Origin of the sequence: Halodesulfovibrio sp., from assembly GCF_025210605.1 — a bacterium.
Classification (GTDB): domain Bacteria; phylum Desulfobacterota; class Desulfovibrionia; order Desulfovibrionales; family Desulfovibrionaceae; genus Halodesulfovibrio.
In genome coordinates, this window is record NZ_JAOARI010000017.1 from 111,698 (window position 1) to 129,202 (window position 17,505).

Consider the following 17,505-nt stretch of genomic DNA (forward strand, 5'->3'; position numbering starts at 1 on the left):
GCTAGTTGCCTCCCTCAAAAAATACCTGCTTAACTGTCAGCAGAATAATTTTAAGATCAAACAAAAAAGACTGATTAGCAACGTATTCCAAGTCTAACGCAGTACGCTGCTCTGCTGTTCCACCTGAGCGCACTAACGCCTGCGCAAGACCAGTAATACCCGGACGCACAGAGTTACGCAGCACCCATTGTTCTTCAGTATACTCAGCACGCTGTGCAGAAACATTCGGCCTTGGACCAACAACGCTCATTTCGCCTCTCAGCACATTGAGAAGCTGAGGCAGTTCATCAATACTACTCTTGCGGAGCACACGCCCAACACGAGTTATTCGAGAATCGTTTTTCTGTGTAAAATGAGGACCGCGTTCTGGTGCATCCGCAACCATAGAGCGAAACTTATAAATGGAAAAAAAAGAACCGTTAAGACCGACTCGCTGTTGCTTAAACAAGACAGGTCCCTTTGACTCCAGTTTAATCAACACAGCCACAACAAGCATGATTGGTGCAAAACATAATAAGGCACAACCAGATGAAAAAATATCAAAAGCACGTTTCATTACGACCTCTGCGCTACAAAATCTGTCACTATATTTTTTAAACGCAAACAATCTTCTTGTTGCTTTTCTGCATCACGCTGTATCAATTCTTTTTTTGCAGCTTGCAGCTTTTCCAATTCTTCTCGAAGAGTTTCAACAACATCTTCTTTCGAACAGCTCTCATCTTTCCTATTAAATGTACGGGATAAAATTACAGCCGAGGAACCAAGTCGCAAATGTTCTCCCAAGACAAGTTCTCCCGGAATAATCCCTTCTCCGACTCTAGCTATTCCACCAAAGCCAAAAGGAAGCCCTGCTGCTTTTGCCACATCCGCCAGTTTATCGACCAAACCATTAGCTAACGGTTCAAACATAAACTTCAGCTTCATATCCAAATGCAAGTCATTAAGACCAATGTAAATTTCTGTTACCCCAGGAATCGTAACAATCTCATCAATCTCTTGAGTGGCGCTATACGTTTCAAGCAACGGCATTACACCTGCACGTCTGCCCACCATTTCGGAAAAAGAACGTAATTCTGAAGCGTGATGAAACATTGGAAGCATCAAAATATCTGCTCCACCCTCAATGGCTTCGTCTATTTCCTGTTTGGTATTTTCATTCAACGGGTTCAAACGCACAAGCAATTCAGCTTTTGAAAGCCTTGCCCTTACCTTGGCAACATCAGCCATTGAATGACTACTAATGAAAGTGTCTAAATGCCCTTGACGTTCAAACTTGCCCAATTGTTCTAGATCAATAAAGATCCGACTAACACCAAATTGTTCAGCTTTTTCTGCTAAATCTGGTTCATTAGTTATCAAAATATATTTCATTATCTATTGCTCACCCAAGCTTTAACTTCATTTCTTAATTCAGTGTTGAATAACGCCATTGAAATCAATGTCAGCACAGCAGCACCACATGCCAACAACAAAGAAAGCAATGCCGAAAAACCAGCAATACGAATCTGGTAACTAGCACCAATTATCAATGCTGCTGCACAAACGAAGCTTGTCATAAACGATTTATCTAAAATAATAAAACTCAAACTAATACGTTCTTTTTTCAGGCAATAAACCTGCAAAACACATATTACCCCATAACTAAGAACCATTGATTTCATCAACGCTTGCAGCCCAGTACCTAACACACTAAACTGACAAAGGATAAAAAATAAAAACAAACCTATTCCGTTTAAAATCAAAGGAGTAATTGTATTCTTGCGAGAGTTGAAAACAGCAGTCAAAAAATTAGAAAGTCCCTGTAAAGGAAGAGAGACTAGACCAATCGCAGTCAAAGCAGAAATAACAGCGAGGCTATCTGCCTCCATGTTGCCATGCCCATAGACAAGCTGAACATATGCTTCACTCAATTCAGCTAACGTGATTGCAGCCAAAATAGATAAAACCAAAGTAAGTTGCACACCATAACGAATTAATCGCTGATGCATGGCATTATCTTCACCCGCACTTTGGCATAATTTGGGAAAAAAAATGATAATAAGGAATGTGACAGCGATCGAAAGAGGGAAATCAACAAGCCGCGTGGAAAAATTAAAGATTGCAACGCTGCCTGCATCTCCATATGACGCAAAACATCTCGCAACCACAGGAAACAATAGCAGCACGCTTCCTGAAAGCATTGCCTGTCCATACCGAGTGAGCAGATCTTTCGTCAGCAATTTTGGATATAAACTCGAAAAAGGATGCCAGCAGGGGCGAACAAGCCATAGTTGACTGCCCAAACGCAATACGCCCCCCAGTAGCACAAAAAGAGCAAGTGAATATAAGCCGCCCTTTCCATAGTACTTCAAAAGCAATCCGATAATAATCGAACAGTTAACGATCAATGTCCCCAGCGAAGCTACCGCAAACTTGTTTTGGGAATGCAAATACGCTGTAACACCACCTGCAAGTACTGTTAAGGGAATCAGCCAGACTACCCAGCCGACAGCAACTGACGCTTTTTGTAACTGATCCGCTCCAAAGCCCGGGACAAGCGCATCGACCAAAAGACCTGTTTTCCAGTGTAGCAAAGCAGCCACACAAAGAAATACCCCGCCAAGAACCATCAAAGATTGATACAGAAGCTTACGAGCAGTTTTCGGCTGCTGTGTAAATTCCGGAATCAATACAGCTCCCAGTGCCCCACCCATTAAGATATTTACTAACAAATCGGGAACGGTCAGCATTAACACTGCAACATCAGTTTCTGCCGTCACACCGTAAGTCATTGCTAAAATAGTCTCACGGACAAAACCAGACATTCTCCCCAGTAACAACCCGAAACTTATAACAAAAGATGACAACAAGAATTTTTTTATCATTATGGCACAACTTTCTTAATTCGTTCCTAAGAATATATTGAAGTATCAACTTGAGCTACCGCTCTGTAATTTCATTAACTTTTGCTGACTCGAGCTCAAAGAACTTACGAAAAAACGTAAACATTGTTACAAATCGCCCCCCGACTTCTACAAAGTCACCACATAAACTGCAAGGCGTTACCTGCGTCGAACGCTAATAAAAAAATATGTTAAATTCTGACATACAAGGTTTAACACTATTCCAAACTTCTTTGATTAACTCGAAAAAATAAAAACGCTACCCAGCAATGAGCTATAGATACGATCTATTTCATGCTCTTCAACCAATCCCATATCTTTCCGAATAAATACAACAAATTCATCACGCCATAATTCATACGCATTCATTGTAAAAACGTCAGATAACCAGATTAGATACTTAAAAGCATGCAGTTCCAAACGACCTCATATACGCGGACTGGAAACATTGCCTAAAGATGTTGGGGGTAAACCATTTGGTATTAGCGAATTTCGCTCATCAGCAGCCAGCCCTGCAAAAATTGTGGCAATAATGATGTAAAAGCGATGTGATACATCAAAAACGTAAGCTAAAAGAGAGAGGTATTAGCATAAGTTGCTCTGTAGTATCAATTCACACAACAGATAACACCATTAAACTTCTCGATTCACTGGTATCATTGTAATAAGCTGGAAGCTTAGAAGAAGAAAAGAAGGGTAAGAGAATAGAGTGAAATCTTTTTCAAGGAACTTAAATCTATTAACTAATAAACACAAAAAAAGCACTTACGAAAACGTAAGTGCTTGATTTACTGTGGCGTCCCCAAGGGGATTTGAACCCCTGTCGCCTGCGTGAAAGGCAGGTGTCCTAGGCCAGGCTAGACGATGGGGACGCGTCAAAAATATATATTTTCTTTTAAATAATGTTGTACCTACAACAAGCAACTATCTGCACTCTCTCTCAACCTAAGAATTTTTATATAAAAGAAACTCGGTTAATCTTACAGAATTGTCTGTTTGCCATACTGCAACAACACTATATATATTGTAAGAAAAAAATGGCTGGGCTACAAGGACTCGAACCTTGATTAACGGAGCCAGAACCCGTCGTCCTGCCAATTGAACGATAGCCCAACAAGTGAGAGGTGTATTTATGGAAATTGCTATTTCTTGTCAATACAGAATTTTAATTTTTACTCATTTTTCAACCTGCCCTGCATTGCACTTCTTACAAATCCACCGTAGTTCATAGCACCCTCAGTCAATTTTCTCTAAAGCAAGGACACACCATGACCACAAAAGACACAAGCCAGACCACCTCTGTTACGCAGTCAGACTCCGAAGAAGCTCTGCACCTATGCCGTACGTCCTGTTTTGTAAGCAACCACACCCAGCTGGATGTCGACAGAACTCGCAGAACTGGTTGTCCTGAAATAATTTTTTGTGAAGGGAAAACCCCTGAACAAACAACTACTATTTTTCAAAAAATGGTCGAAGTCTATGGAGAATGTCTGGGAACTCGTGCGACAGAAGCACACTATCACGCCGTAAAAAAAGATCTTCCAGATGCACAGTTCTGCGCTGTTGCTCAAACCCTATTTGTACAAAAGGCGGACAAAGAACGCTTTGGTTGTGTTCTTGTCATCAATGCAGGTACATCAGATCATGGCGTTGCAGAAGAAGCAGCATTAACAGCAGAATTCCTCGGCAGTAATGTCATACGGCACTTTGACTGCGGTGTGGCAGGAGTACATCGAGCACTGACCGCAGCAAAAGACTTCTCAAAAGCCTCTGCAATAGTTGCTGTAGCTGGGATGGATGGCGCTCTGCCAACAATTGTTGCAGGACTTAGCCCAGCACCAGTGATCGCTGTTCCTACAAGTATTGGCTATGGCACAGGGCTAGGAGGAGTCGCTGCCCTTATGACCATGCTTAATGGGTGTGCTCCCGGTGTATCCGTGGTCAATATCGACAATGGATTCGGTGCAGGCTACCAAGCCCACATCATCAACACCATGGCGTCTAAGACATTATGATATCAACATAACAACATTACAAACGCCTATTTTATTGGCAGCACTTTTCTACGATACTCTAAAGTTGGCAACCTGTTCAGCACATTCCCACGCACATTACTACCCAAAAGCCCCATAGAAAAAAGCAACACCCGTAACCATTACGGTACAGCACTCTTTTTTCAATCTACTTACCAATATAGACTGCACTAATGGATTTTCTTCCATAAATTCTATCAATTTGGTACAGCAGTTGCTTCATCCCGCTATGTTCCCGCAATACCCCTACGCTATTTGCTGCTTTCAGGCTGTAAACACCGTTCAAAAAAACAGCATAGCAAACACATGGCTAACTATACAATGTACACTACTATTCATATGAATGCAGGTTCATCTCTATGAAAAAACTCACTCTACTTATCACCTTCTGTGTATTGCTTATGGTGCCATCACAACATGTTTTCGCAAAAACAATGCGGTTAGGCTATCTCGAGGCTGGTTCATTCTGGACATATACAGCAAGCGCTGAAGCCCTCCTCGCTGCGCTGAAAGACCCCGGTCTTGCCTCCAAAATGAACTGGCATAATACCGTTACTATACCGGACAATGCCTACTTCAGCCCCGGTTGGGGAAATATTGACGAACTACGCAATGCTGCCGCAACCCTGATGCAAAGAACAGATCTTGATCTTATTCTTGTTGCCGGAACTGATGCGACCACTGCTATTTTAGAAAAAAACAACGGTAAAACCCCAATAGTTGCTTTTTCGGTCGCAGACCCTGTCCTCTCTGGTTTTGTAAAAAGCAGCCACGACTCAGGCGTAGACAACTTTACTGTTCGCATTGTCCCCGGTCGGTATAAACGCATGTTTGATGTGTTCTATAGCATTGCAAAGTACAAGCGGCTCGGCATTATGTACCACAATTCCCCCAGCACTATGTTGTTTTCAAGTGTACAAGATGCACGGGCTGCCGCAGCAGAAAACGGGTACGAACTTGTTGAGTATCCGTACTTGCCGGAATCAGAAAACACTGCTTCCTGCAAAAAAGGACTCAAATTTTTGCTAGACAAAAACATTGATGCCTTTTTCATAGGCTCCTTACTTTGCTTTGACTGGACAAAAGCTGACGTTACACCGCTTATCGATACGTTAATCGATCACAATGTGGTTACTTTTGCACGCGAGGGAACCCCTCTCGTTAAGCGCGGTGGATTGATGGGCTTTTCCACAATTAGTTTCTCAAAACGCGGACGATTTCTTGCGGAGCGCGTTATCAAGATTTTACAAGGAGCCTCTCCTCGCTCCCTTTCGATGATTGATAACGCGATCCCAAAAATTTCATTAAATCTCCTGACAGCTGAAAAAATCGGATTCAATCCCCCTCTGGATCTGCTTGCAGCCAGCGATGAGGTCTTTCTTTCCATCGACGGATCTTGCGTAAATCAATCAAATTCTAATCAATCATTTTACACTGAACAGGAATAGTTATGCGATTTATTGTGCGAGGGGCTCAACATGAAGACCTTCAGGAATTGTGTCGCTTAGCAGTTCAGGCTCCTTTATTAAGCCTGCAAGCAAAGCCGGATATTTTAGCTGAACGAATTGAAACCAGCATCCAGTCTTTTGCAGAAAAGCTGCCGCCGGAAGCATCCATCTATCAGTTTGTATGTGAAGATTTAGCAACGAAAAAACTCGCCGGAGCATCTACGCTTTTTGGGTCATATATATCCGAATCCAGCCCGCAACATTATATTGAGGTTATTGATAAGGATGAATCCCAGCAATACCGAAGAGGTGTTGAGACCAGACGTTTCAGCGGTCTGGGAGGACTCCTTGTAGACAGCATGTTCCGCAATACACATTACAAATTAGGCTCCCAGCTGAGTCATGTGCGCATGCTTTATGCAGGTATGAGACCGGAACGTTTCACGCCTACCCTTGTCTTAGAACTGCTCGGCAAGGTTAATACAAAAGGACAGTCCTACTTCTGGAACTGTTTTGGAAAAAAATTTACTGGGATGGAATTTTCAGAAGCTTTTGAGCGGATATGTTGCAATGATCGAGAATTTATCGACATGTTCCCAAAAGAATACGAATTGCCGCACGGCTGCTCCAAGGCACGTATCAGTGAGAACTCTGTCCCCTTGTCTTCCCGCGGCTCACAATGCCTTTCTAAACGGCTGGGTTTCACATTTCAAAATAAAGTCGACCCAGTAGACGGTGCTTTGTACTACAGCGCAGAATACTGCAATCTGGTTCCGCTGCAAAAAGCTGCATGGTACTCCTATAAGCAGGGGAACATCAAAGGCAATCTGCATTTACTGGCGACGCTCACGAAAAATGGTGAGTTCTACGGAGCCATGACACACTGCGGCTTTCAAAACGGAACAGCTGTTATTCGCAACAATATATGCGATGCCCTGCGGGCAGCAGACAGTGGATCAATTTTCATTGCCCCGCGCTGCTAAATGCAGCTGCGCAAGGCTCCCGTTTCTGGATTGGCGGGAGCCTTCCTTTTTTCAACTGGATGGATGCCAACGACATCACAAAAAGCTCTGCTCAGAGCCTTTATATCGAAGTACAAGCATCGTGATGTCATCCGACTGAGGTGCACCGTCGCTAAAGGCATCAACATCCTTCCGGACTTCATACAACAAGTCACCAAGACGTAATGAACTTTTTGCTTCCATCAAAGCCAAAAGACGATCAGTACCATAGAGCTCTTTTTGCTTATTCATAGCTTCAGTCACGCCGTCTGTGTAGATAAAAAGGGTGTCATTTTTCTCAAGTTGCAATTCAAAAGACGTGTACGTACTACCTTCCATACCACCAACAACTAACCCGCTGACACCGTGTACGTTGTGTGGCTTTCCATTATGCACAAGCACAGGTGGCAAGTGACCACCGCTTGCAAACTGCATTGTGCCAGTAGGCACATGCAATACTCCAATAAACAGAGTAACAAACATACTGCGAGGGTTGTCCTGACTTAATACATCATTTATTTTTTCCATCGCAACATGCACCGGTACGCCTTCCTGCATTGTCGAGCGAATCGTCGCAACCGTAACAGCCATGTACAAAGCAGCTGGCACGCCATTATCTGAAACATCACCTACAACAAGGCAAAGATGGTCATCGTCCACAAAAAAGAAATCATATAAATCGCCTCCAACTTCTTTTGCGGAATCAAGAGCAGCATACAAAGTAAATTCATTACGATCAGGGTAGGCAGGAAATGTTTTGGGCAGCATTCCTTCCTGAATTTCACGAGCAACAACAAGTTCGCTTTGAATACGTTCTTTGGCAGCCGTCGCAGCCATCATGGTAGATACGCTTTCGTTCAGCTCCTCACACATAAAACGGATAGAGCGTGCAAGGTCACCAACTTCATCAGTACGTTTGACAGGCAACTCAGCAGTAAGTTCGTTAATAACATTTTGCTCTGTGAAGTCCTGACGGGGCAAGCGCAGTGCAAAGTTTGATAACATCTCTATGGGTTTTATCAGACGCTGTGCAATAAATAAGGCAAAAAGAAAGCCCCAAATAGCAATAAAAAAAATGATTGCTACTTGCTGATTAAACAGCGTGTAGGCAGGCTTCTGAATTTCTGCAACTGGTGCTGCAACAAGTACGTACCAGTCCAGCGGACGTATATATACAAATCGGAACTCTATTTCACCAGCTACCGGATCATTAATGGTCATAGTTCGATGTCCGCTACCCGCAGCGTTAATAATCGCCGCCTGCACAGATGTATCCGGCTGTTGCAATGATGTATTAATCATCACCTCTCCCGTACCGGAAAAAAGTGTGATGTAGCCCGTTTCGTATACAGATATTTTGGAGAATGTGGCAGCAAGCGATGAAATTAGCTTAGAGAGCTGCACGTCTGCGGCAGCTTGAATATCTGCCAGCGAGGTAAACACTCCGATGGACCATCCTTTACTGACCATCGGAAAAAAGAACACTAACGATTTTGCTTTCTCTGTAGAACGTGCATGTTGAAATACAGTAAATTCGCCATCAGGCGGTAAATTCTCTGGAACAGCGACCTGTGCAAGGTCTCGATCTTTCATATCTTGTATATTACAAAGAGAATATTTCGCATCTATATCTACAAGACCGGAAATTAAATCCCCTTTGGTATCATAAAGAAAAACACGCGTCGTATTTTTAGATACACTATTCAATGAATTTACCATTTTAACAGCAGCATTGACATTGCTGTCTGGAAGTTCATTTAAAAAAGTACTGACGCGAACAGCTGTTTGACGTAAATTTGCTTTTCGTTCTGTTACAGTTGTAAACTTGGAAGAAAGCAGACGAGAATAACTGCTGTCGATATTCAGTTCTACTAGATGAAGTATATTAGAAAGAGAACGTTCTTCTGCATTACGCATTGCAACAACAACACTTGCTCTTGTTAAATATATTAATGGCAATGCAGCCACCGCAATAATTAGCACTAATACAATTGTTGTTCGCGTCCTGATCGATTTTATGTATTTCATACTTGGCAACAATGTTTACAGAGTATTGGTTAATTATATAAGGTTACCCTTTTATTTCCCTTACAACAGTATTCAAACATCCGCAAAGCATATATAAGGGGTACGTATGCAACTTAATGTCACACAAAAAGATGATTTCTTTATTCTACAAGTAAACGGTCGTATGGATGCCGCTAACTCAGTTCAATTCGAAAATGAATGCATGGCTCTTTTTGAAAATGGAATGCGCTGCGCTGTCGTAGACTTAGGTAAGGTTGAATATATCAGCTCCGCTGGTCTCAGAAGCATTCTTGTTCTTGCAAAAAAGCTCCGGTCTGAACATGGAGAGATTCGCTTTTGTGAATTACATGGAATGGTTGAAGAAGTTTTTACTATTTCCGGATTTAACAGCATGTTCGCCATTTATGATAGTTGCGATGCAGCATTAGCAAAGAGAGCATGACACTATGAGCGACATTCTGAATCTTCCAGCATCACTGGAAAGCCTTATTCCGCTTCATAAATTTATTTCCTGCAAAGCAGAAAATGATAAGATACCTGCAATGCAGGTTAAACGTATCGAACTCGTCATCGAGGAGCTTATAGTCAACCTTGTAGAACACGCCGACCTAAGCAAAAACAGTAATGTTTCTATAAAATGGAGCATTGAAACTGATGCCCGAACCAACAAGCGGCAGTGTGTACTACATATTCACGACTGGAGTCATGAATTCAACCCGCTTACCGCCCCGCCCCCAGACATTAGCGCCGACATCGACCGCCGTGCTATCGGCGGACTCGGATTGCATTTTGTACGCACCATGAGTGATGCATGTGTTTACAACCGATACAACAATACCAACATACTTCGATTAGCATTTAATTTACCGTGCGAATAAGCTCCGAATGAGGAAGACCCATGCCCGCTACTGAACCTACTGTTTTTACGCATCTACTTGCTGTATGTGATTCCATTGCTCAGGGAAGCTACGATCAAGCGCGAGATCTTTACCAACTAACGCAGACGGAAACTACTCCCGCGATTGTTTCAGAGCTGGCAGAAGCTTTTGGTCTTATGCTGGTAAAGTTGGAAGCTCGAGAGTTTCACCTCGAACAAATAATCGAAGAACTCACAGCTACCCGCGACAAACTAGAGCAGGCACGGGCACTGCTCGCTAAAGAAAACACATCGCTAAAGCGCGACCTTCAAAACAAGTATGCAGCGGTTAACATCATTGGCAGTAACAGTAAGATGCAATCACTTCTCAAGCAGCTTGAGCGTGTTGCAGATGCTCCGGTAACGGTGCTGTTAGCCGGAGAAACCGGCGTCGGAAAAGATTTGCTGGCGAAAACACTACACTATTCAAGCACCCGTGCTTCGCACCCTTATGTAGCGCTAAACTGCTCTGCAATCCCTGAAACTCTTCTTGAAAGTGAATTGTTCGGTATTGAAAAAGGGGTGGCATCCGGTGTGAGTGCAAGAGTAGGCAGGTTTGAACAGGCAGACGGCGGGACGCTTTTTCTTGATGAGATTGGTGACATGCCACTCGCCAGTCAGGCTAAAATTTTGCGCGTCATCGAAAATGGAGAAGTCGAACGGGTTGGCGGTAGAGACACCATTACAATTAACACCCGCCTGATAGCAGCGACACACAAAGATCTGCAAGCCATGGTAAAGGAAGGTACATTCAGGGAAGACCTTTTCTATCGATTAAACGTGCTACAACTAGAAATCCCACCGTTACGGGAACGCCCTGACGACATCCCACTTCTGGTTAAACATTTTCTTGAAACTTCAGTTGTGCAGATTGGACGTGAAATTCGTGGACTTTCCCCTGAAGCTATGCACGCTCTGACCCAATATGACTGGCCGGGAAACGTGCGTCAGCTAGAGAATGAAGTAGCAAGAGCTGTTGTTCTTTCTCAAAATGAAACAATTGGCATCAGTGATCTTTCTCCGAAATTTGCTCCAGCAGCAAGTACTACACAACAACCTACAGCAGCAGGCATATTTGAACTTATGCCACTACGAAATGCAGAGATTCAACTAATCAGAATGGCTTTGAAAAAATCGAACAATAATAAGTCAGAAGCTGCGCGTATCCTTGGGATTTCGCGGGAAGGATTACGAAAAAAGCTCAACCGCTACAAGTTGTAGCAGTAAAAACTCAATGCAAAATCATCTCGAAAACAACTCGCAGCTATCGGCATCTACTGTAGCTGTACAAAAAAATTCTATTTAGAAAGTTCTGCATTGAGAATAACTGAATATTACATTCAAAACTTCACACTCAAGTTACATAGGACAGATCTACACCCACTTTGAATAAATACAATTAAGTTCGGGAAACTGCTTCTTCATTCTTTGTTTGCGCATCATAAAAAGTACGAAGCAATTCTCTCATTTTTTGTACCGATTCCCGAAATACTTTGCCGGATTGATCGTAGTTAGAAGTGCCAGCCACAGGGGCAGAAAATTCTTCCCCTAGACGCTCAAAAGGCAACGGCTCAAAAGCCCCTATCGCCTGAAAAGCAGCATCAACAAGTCTCTGCATAGACTGAAGCGACGTCATATCGTCCTGAATTTCACCTTCCTGCAACGCACTCATCTTGGTAAGTGCGGTTTGGACTCCTGCTTTAATTTTATCTCGCTTTGTATCATCAAAGCAATACGCTAAACCGTGCCGTGTTGTATCATCATGGGATGCAAACATCGAAAATGTCGCTCTGACAACCACCATGACAAGCGACGCTACGGCAACTGTCACAAGTTGACTTACTTGATTTTCTTCCTGCCCGTCCGCAGTGGAAACATGGAGTGAAGCCTGTTTAATGAGGGCTGTTATAGCCGCATGCGTTTCACTTCCAGCACTAACAGGTTCATGCTCAAAAATATGAAGCAATTCATCTACATGGGCAAAGACTTCTCTAGCTCCGCAAAAATCGAGATTACCAGATGGAGGAATAAGTGATGGTTCTCCCGCTTCATCAACACGAGTTTCACCACCCGTCACAGATTCTGTCCTCTGGATTTCAAGAGCCGCCGAAGCCTGCTTGCTTCCTTCATAATCTTTGGGGTTCAAAGAAATCCACTGCTTAATCTCAGCAATACTCATTGCTTCAAAATCCGGTATGACGTCGGGCACAACATGTCTCCTTTACATAACCGACCGTTACCAAGCCTTTTCTACCCAACCAATTGGCATGCAATAGCACTGCTCTTCAACGCTAGGTATCTCATAGTGATCGGTGATGTTACTCAATACGCTCGAGCATACTTTCAACACGTTTTCGTAACGGGGCGTACTGCGGACTGTCTCCAATCCGACTTAGAGTCAATGCTAACGCTTCGTTAGCTCCTTTCGTATCATTAATAGCAAGCATACATTCTGCGGCATGCAAAAATGGTGAGGGATCGCCTGTATCAAGCTTGCTCGCAATCACGTAATACAAACTGGCTAGCTCATAGCTCCCTTTTTTATAAAAACTAGAGGCAAACCCGAACATATATTTGTATTCAAGCGGGTTCAGCAAGCATAACAGGCTAAAACTCTGAATTGCATCATCATATGCTGCCTTTTGAAACTGATTAAATGCTACAGCATACATCGCTTCCATTTGCCCGTCTGTAATACCCAGCTTTTCTTTGACAATAACAGAACCTTGTATCGCCTGTGCTGCAATATCAGCGATGTTTTCTGCAACATGCTGCTCATCTTTACTATGTTGAGGCAAAAGTACCTCCTACATTGTGTACTGCCTTACTCTTTGCAGTGCGTTTACTGCACAGCAAAACTTCAACAATTACAGTATAAATTTACTGCATGGTTTAACCATACAACATTACAAGCTACATATAAAACACGACACTTAGATATACTACATATCCTTCAGATGTTGTTTTATATTTTTTCTTTTCGATGATAGCCAAATATTCTATATAAATTTAACCTATTACAACAAATAGGTTCTTTCTTACATGCACTTGAATAGCCTACGGGGCGTTCCACACAAACGCACATGAATTCCATACAGTTATTCATCAATACATTTATCCATTATTACGCCTTAACACCCTTCCTACTGTTCAAAAAAATCACAACATAGTAAAAAATATATTCTTTACTGTAGACTGTTTTTAATCTCACGCGTTACTACAATCATGTTGTGTACTACCCATCTTCTATAGTCCTAAACAATAGGTAGCTGAGGGCACTCACCGAAGAATTTTCTTAATATCCCGCTATCATTGCGTGATTAGATTTTTACCCACTATAATACTGATATACCGGTAAAATCACATTTACGTGACACCACGCATGCTATATATAACACCGAGATACGGTATGAAATAGTCCACTGGACAATACGGTAACATACTATCAGCCTTAGACACTGATGGCGCTTCATATGACAAAGGGGAGTCGAAGCTGCCGCAAGACTTTTCATAGATAAGGACCGTATACCTGCAAAGGGAGTTTTTTTGATGAAGAAAGATTGGACACCGGAACAAACAGAAAAACGCCGCCTTATTCTGGATGCAGCGCGAGAATTGTTTTCCAAAGAAGGTGTTGGCAATGTTTCTATGCGACGCATTGCCGCAAAGGTAAATTACAGTCCGGCACTGATTTATCGGTATGTAAAAAACAAAGAGGAGTTGCTGGACCAGCTCCGTGCAGAAGGCTACCAAATCCTTCTTAACCGTTTAGCAAGGCTTGAAGAAGATCCTGACCCGATTCAGCATTTATCCAACCTTGCGATTGAATACGGCAGTTTTGGTGTTGATTATTGGGAATATTACGATCTCATGTTCCACATGCCTATCCAGCTGACAGAAGACGGTCAGATGCCTGCAAAAGGATACGAAGCGGTACTTGGCATGGTTCAAGATGCCGTTAAGCGTGCCATTGATGCAGGACATTTTGCTGGTTGCAGCGTGGAGGATGCCATGTTTATGTCATGGTCTCAAATTCATGGGCTACTCAGTCTCTACATATCTGGTCGAACCACATTCCATGTTGGCGAAGAACGTGCCCGTGAACTGCTTCAGGAAATCCCACGGCACTTCCTGCGCATAGTCGCAACCGGAAAACAGTAACATCCGAAACTGAATCGAATCACTGTATAAGACGCGACGTCAGGTACTTCTTGATTCTCATCACCTAAGGCTGGTCAAAAGTCACTGGCAATATTGAGTGGTGATTACTTCAGCCTTGCTGGAAAATGTACGCGGCTGTCCAGCCCGTTAATACGGCTGGCAACTATACAGGTTTTCCCACAAAAAAACGGAGAAACACACTACCAACGTGTTTCTCCGTTTTGCATTATCTCTTAATAATATTAGCTGCACTGCACCCCGTGCAACACGGGCAAACTGCGGATTTGCGGATTTTCAATTTGGCTTTGAATCATCTCCGCTTGTTCCATCAGCCATGCTTCATTACTGCGGCTTAACCCTTTTTTCTGCAACAACGCGACCATTTCAATGCATACAGCCTCAACTGCTGCTTCTGCCCTGCTCACAATATCAGCACCCTGTGTCAGGTTTAACGCAAGCACATTATGAAGCTTTGCAGCAATGTGTTGACCATCCTGCAAGTCTTGCATTCCCCTGAATGCCCACTTGTAAAACGGCATGTACTTACCCTGCATAAGGTACAATGCCCCGATTGTTGATTCAACAAATCGAGAAGAGGCAAGAAGCGCTGCCGCTGTATCATTACGCTTCAACACACGCAGCAAGTTGTACTGTCCACTTTGCGCCATCGTGGCGAAACGGGCAGCAAGTTTTTTCTTCATGACATCTGTTGGATAAAAATCCAGCAACGTTTGACGGAAAGCAGAGAACTCACCGCATGGGTCGCTAAACACTTCTCCATTTGTTGCTACTGCAAAGAAATGCTCCGGAACAGTATACCACTGCTGCCAAGTTGATAACGGCTGGCTGCTGTTAATGAACTTTCTGTAAAAGCCTTCTATGGTAAACAACCCGACACGACCATTACGGAATTTAGGAGCCATACGCACCGTCGCCCCCCTGAATGTCGTTGGGAAACGGGCAAAAACAGGCTCCAACAAAGGCTCAATCTTTCCAGCTACTGCTTCCGGAACCCACACGCATATACCCGGACCCCAGTCATGATCTCGCGACAATTCATCATCAAAACCGAAGCATTCGGAGCCTTCACCAACCAAGCCTATCGCCATTTGATTAACGTAGCTTGGCAGCTCATTCCGCAACATTGGTGCAGCAACTTCATCATAAAAAGCTCTGGATAACTCTAATCCCTGCATAGGTAGCTCGCTTTTACTCTATGAGCTTTGATGAATTTTAGCACGCAAACGGCTTTCTAATTCTTCTAAAGTGCCCATTCCCATGTCTGCATAGAAATTAGCATAACGGGTACGTGCTAAATTTTCGCCTTTCTGCATCGCAGTATCTACACACTGGCGGTATAAATCGAGACTCCGTTCGGACAGTGTTTCCATCTCTGCTGGAAAATACATGTCAAAACGTGCGAGTGACTGAGGAAAAAGGAAAGGAAATTCTTGGAAAAGCTCCTGCATCCACTGACGTTCTATCGCCGTAATTGCACGAACCTTATCCATGTTCGGGGACACACACGGAATAAGATTATCCATACGTGCGTACTTTTCAGTCATTAAGTTACGCCCCATACGCTCTGCCTGAATCAAATCTTCATGGTATGAAGCAATGTATTCATCGGAAAGCACAGAAAATGTCATCCAGCGCCACTTGCGAAACATGTCCGGATCTTCTTGACAGGAAGCAGTTCCGCCTTCGTTTTTAGTATTTAAAAACATAACCAGTTCGCGCTCGATTACGTCCTTAATCATCTCATCTCTATTTGGAGTGGTTTGCATACCTCGATACCTTCCTGAAAATTAATACTGTCTACGCAGCACAAAGCTTTTACAGTCGAAAATTGAATGCCGCACATCATTACTAGGAATTTTTCCCAATAGCTGTACTAGTAACTTATATTTTTGTGAAGCGAATGAAGCGAATTACTACTTTTTCTGCTTATCGCTTTGCAATACCTTCATAAAAAGAGCCGCCTTACTGCTTCTTTGGATAAAGCACAGGCGACTCCTGTAATCAATACATAACGCTTACAAAAGGTCTGTTCTGTTATTGGATATACTCATTCCATCCCAATCAGAGAACACACAGTAATACGACAACATACCGTTTACAATATAGCTTGTAATGCCGTTACCGCGATTTTTGCTCCGAGAATTATCATCAGAACAAAGAAAAACTTGCGGTACACAGCTTCAGAAATAAATGTCGAACAATATATTCCTAACTTACTCCCGATCACTACAGCTGGAACAGACGCCGCGTAGATAGTGAGTGCAAAACTATCAATATTCCCTACGGCAAATTGTGTTGAAACAATAAGCACGCCAGTGAGAATAAATCCTGCACTGATGACAGCTTTCACTGCATTTTTCGGGCATCCGCAGTACGCAGTATACACCGCAAGCGGAGGACCATTAAAGCTGAATGCCATTCCAAGGGAGCTGGATAGAGCACCTGCTACATAACCCCACGCAGGATTAATCGTGCGCTGCTCCTTTGTTACCGAGTACAAGTTCCAGAGAGCATACACAGCAACAAACGCCCCCATACCAAGCCTAAGCAATTGTTCCGGTGCAAATTGTAATGCATATGCGCTCAGCACCACGCCCGGAAGTGCACCTATCAACAACGGTCTGGTATACCGCCATTCAATATGATTTCGATACACCCAGCCTGCATGGCAGTTAAGAGTAAGCACAATCATTGTGGCACTGGGTACCAAAACCGAAACATCTGTAACATAACTGATGATCGGCATTGCAACCATTGCTGCCCCAAATCCGGCAAGCCCGTTTACAAAACCGCCAACAAGCCACCCCATAGCAATAAAAAGAATATGTTCCATCGTGTCATTATACTAAAGTGTACTTCTAAATTGCGTGTGCAAAGATTCCCGCCAATGTTTCTCCTTGGAAAACAAAAAGATGTTCAAAGCGCAGCAGCGCTATGTCGAAACAAATTTTTTGCTCATACCGCACCAAGGTGAAAAAGGTGCCAGCAGCACAAGTTTACAATGTAGAAAGACAC

Annotated in this window: 16 protein-coding genes and 2 tRNA genes; 7 read left to right on the forward strand and 11 right to left on the reverse strand. The window is 43.2% G+C overall.

Annotated elements, in window-relative coordinates; genetic code table 11:
- Window position 1: 1 nt before the first annotated feature.
- The 5 genes from N4A56_RS06035 to N4A56_RS06055 form a co-directional block, all read right to left on the reverse strand.
- Window positions 2-556, reverse strand: a complete 555-nt coding sequence (locus tag N4A56_RS06035) for a sugar transferase (RefSeq protein WP_295545760.1) — start codon at window positions 554-556, stop codon at window positions 2-4.
- Window positions 556-1,371 (reverse strand): aldolase/citrate lyase family protein, encoded by an 816-nt coding sequence (locus N4A56_RS06040; RefSeq protein WP_295545762.1) that lies wholly within the window; start codon window positions 1,369-1,371, stop codon window positions 556-558. The genes N4A56_RS06035 and N4A56_RS06040 overlap by 1 nt, the downstream gene beginning before the upstream one ends.
- Complete coding sequence (locus N4A56_RS06045) at window positions 1,371-2,804, reverse strand: lipid II flippase MurJ (RefSeq protein ID WP_295545765.1); 1,434 nt, start codon at window positions 2,802-2,804, stop codon at window positions 1,371-1,373. Before N4A56_RS06045 ends, N4A56_RS06040 begins: the two co-directional genes overlap by 1 nt.
- Window positions 2,805-3,676: 872 nt before the next feature.
- Window positions 3,677-3,754, reverse strand: a tRNA-Glu gene (locus N4A56_RS06050).
- A 166-nt stretch (window positions 3,755-3,920) separates the two neighbouring features.
- Window positions 3,921-3,995: transfer RNA gene (locus tag N4A56_RS06055), tRNA-Gln, on the reverse strand.
- 155 nt (window positions 3,996-4,150) lie between these two features.
- On the opposite strand from N4A56_RS06055, the gene larB reads away from it, so the two are divergent.
- The 3 genes from larB to N4A56_RS06070 all read left to right on the forward strand — a co-directional run bounded on the left by larB (window position 4,151) and on the right by N4A56_RS06070 (window position 7,346).
- Window positions 4,151-4,897, forward strand: a complete 747-nt coding sequence (gene larB / locus N4A56_RS06060; RefSeq protein ID WP_293670634.1) for a nickel pincer cofactor biosynthesis protein LarB — start codon at window positions 4,151-4,153, stop codon at window positions 4,895-4,897.
- A gap of 377 nt (window positions 4,898-5,274) precedes the next feature.
- A complete protein-coding gene (locus N4A56_RS06065) occupies window positions 5,275-6,363 on the forward strand; it encodes an ABC transporter substrate binding protein (protein WP_295545769.1) in 1,089 nt (362 codons plus the stop codon).
- Between the two features lie 2 nt (window positions 6,364-6,365).
- Entirely contained in the window at window positions 6,366-7,346 is a 981-nt protein-coding gene (locus N4A56_RS06070) for an arginine N-succinyltransferase (RefSeq protein WP_295545772.1), read from the forward strand.
- Window positions 7,347-7,421: 75 nt separating this feature from the next.
- Here N4A56_RS06070 and N4A56_RS06075 read toward each other — a convergent pair whose 3' ends face one another.
- Window positions 7,422-9,323, reverse strand: coding sequence for a SpoIIE family protein phosphatase (locus tag N4A56_RS06075; RefSeq protein WP_295545774.1), 1,902 nt, complete (start codon window positions 9,321-9,323; stop codon window positions 7,422-7,424).
- A 175-nt stretch (window positions 9,324-9,498) separates the two neighbouring features.
- On the opposite strand from N4A56_RS06075, the gene N4A56_RS06080 reads away from it, so the two are divergent.
- From N4A56_RS06080 to N4A56_RS06090, 3 genes are read left to right on the forward strand one after another with little or no spacing between them, the layout of a single operon-like run.
- Window positions 9,499-9,834 (forward strand): STAS domain-containing protein, encoded by a 336-nt coding sequence (locus N4A56_RS06080; RefSeq protein ID WP_295545777.1) that lies wholly within the window; start codon window positions 9,499-9,501, stop codon window positions 9,832-9,834.
- Window positions 9,835-9,838: 4 nt separating this feature from the next.
- Window positions 9,839-10,270 (forward strand): ATP-binding protein, encoded by a 432-nt coding sequence (locus tag N4A56_RS06085; RefSeq protein WP_293670639.1) that lies wholly within the window; start codon window positions 9,839-9,841, stop codon window positions 10,268-10,270.
- Between the two features lie 20 nt (window positions 10,271-10,290).
- Window positions 10,291-11,529, forward strand: coding sequence for a sigma-54 dependent transcriptional regulator (locus N4A56_RS06090; RefSeq protein ID WP_295545781.1), 1,239 nt, complete (start codon window positions 10,291-10,293; stop codon window positions 11,527-11,529).
- Window positions 11,530-11,707: 178 nt separating this feature from the next.
- On the opposite strand, the gene N4A56_RS06095 is transcribed toward N4A56_RS06090, so the two are convergent.
- Window positions 11,708-12,517: a hypothetical protein gene (locus tag N4A56_RS06095; protein ID WP_295545783.1), complete on the reverse strand. Its 810-nt coding sequence runs from the start codon at window positions 12,515-12,517 to the stop codon at window positions 11,708-11,710.
- Between the two features lie 109 nt (window positions 12,518-12,626).
- On the reverse strand, window positions 12,627-13,106 hold the full coding sequence (locus N4A56_RS06100; RefSeq protein WP_295545785.1) for a SycD/LcrH family type III secretion system chaperone: 480 nt from the start codon (window positions 13,104-13,106) through the stop codon (window positions 12,627-12,629).
- A 751-nt stretch (window positions 13,107-13,857) separates the two neighbouring features.
- Here N4A56_RS06100 and N4A56_RS06105 point away from each other — a divergent pair.
- On the forward strand, window positions 13,858-14,469 hold the full coding sequence (locus N4A56_RS06105; RefSeq protein WP_293670643.1) for a TetR/AcrR family transcriptional regulator: 612 nt from the start codon (window positions 13,858-13,860) through the stop codon (window positions 14,467-14,469).
- A 242-nt stretch (window positions 14,470-14,711) separates the two neighbouring features.
- Here the strand turns inward: N4A56_RS06105 and N4A56_RS06110 are convergent, their stop codons facing one another.
- From N4A56_RS06110 to N4A56_RS06120, 3 genes are all read right to left on the reverse strand, one after another.
- Entirely contained in the window at window positions 14,712-15,665 is a 954-nt protein-coding gene (locus tag N4A56_RS06110; RefSeq protein ID WP_295545788.1) for a DUF4037 domain-containing protein, read from the reverse strand.
- A gap of 18 nt (window positions 15,666-15,683) precedes the next feature.
- Window positions 15,684-16,256 (reverse strand): DUF4125 family protein, encoded by a 573-nt coding sequence (locus N4A56_RS06115; RefSeq protein WP_295545790.1) that lies wholly within the window; start codon window positions 16,254-16,256, stop codon window positions 15,684-15,686.
- Between the two features lie 329 nt (window positions 16,257-16,585).
- On the reverse strand, window positions 16,586-17,323 hold the full coding sequence (locus tag N4A56_RS06120) for a sulfite exporter TauE/SafE family protein (RefSeq protein ID WP_295545792.1): 738 nt from the start codon (window positions 17,321-17,323) through the stop codon (window positions 16,586-16,588).
- Between the last annotated feature and the right edge of the window lie 182 nt (window positions 17,324-17,505).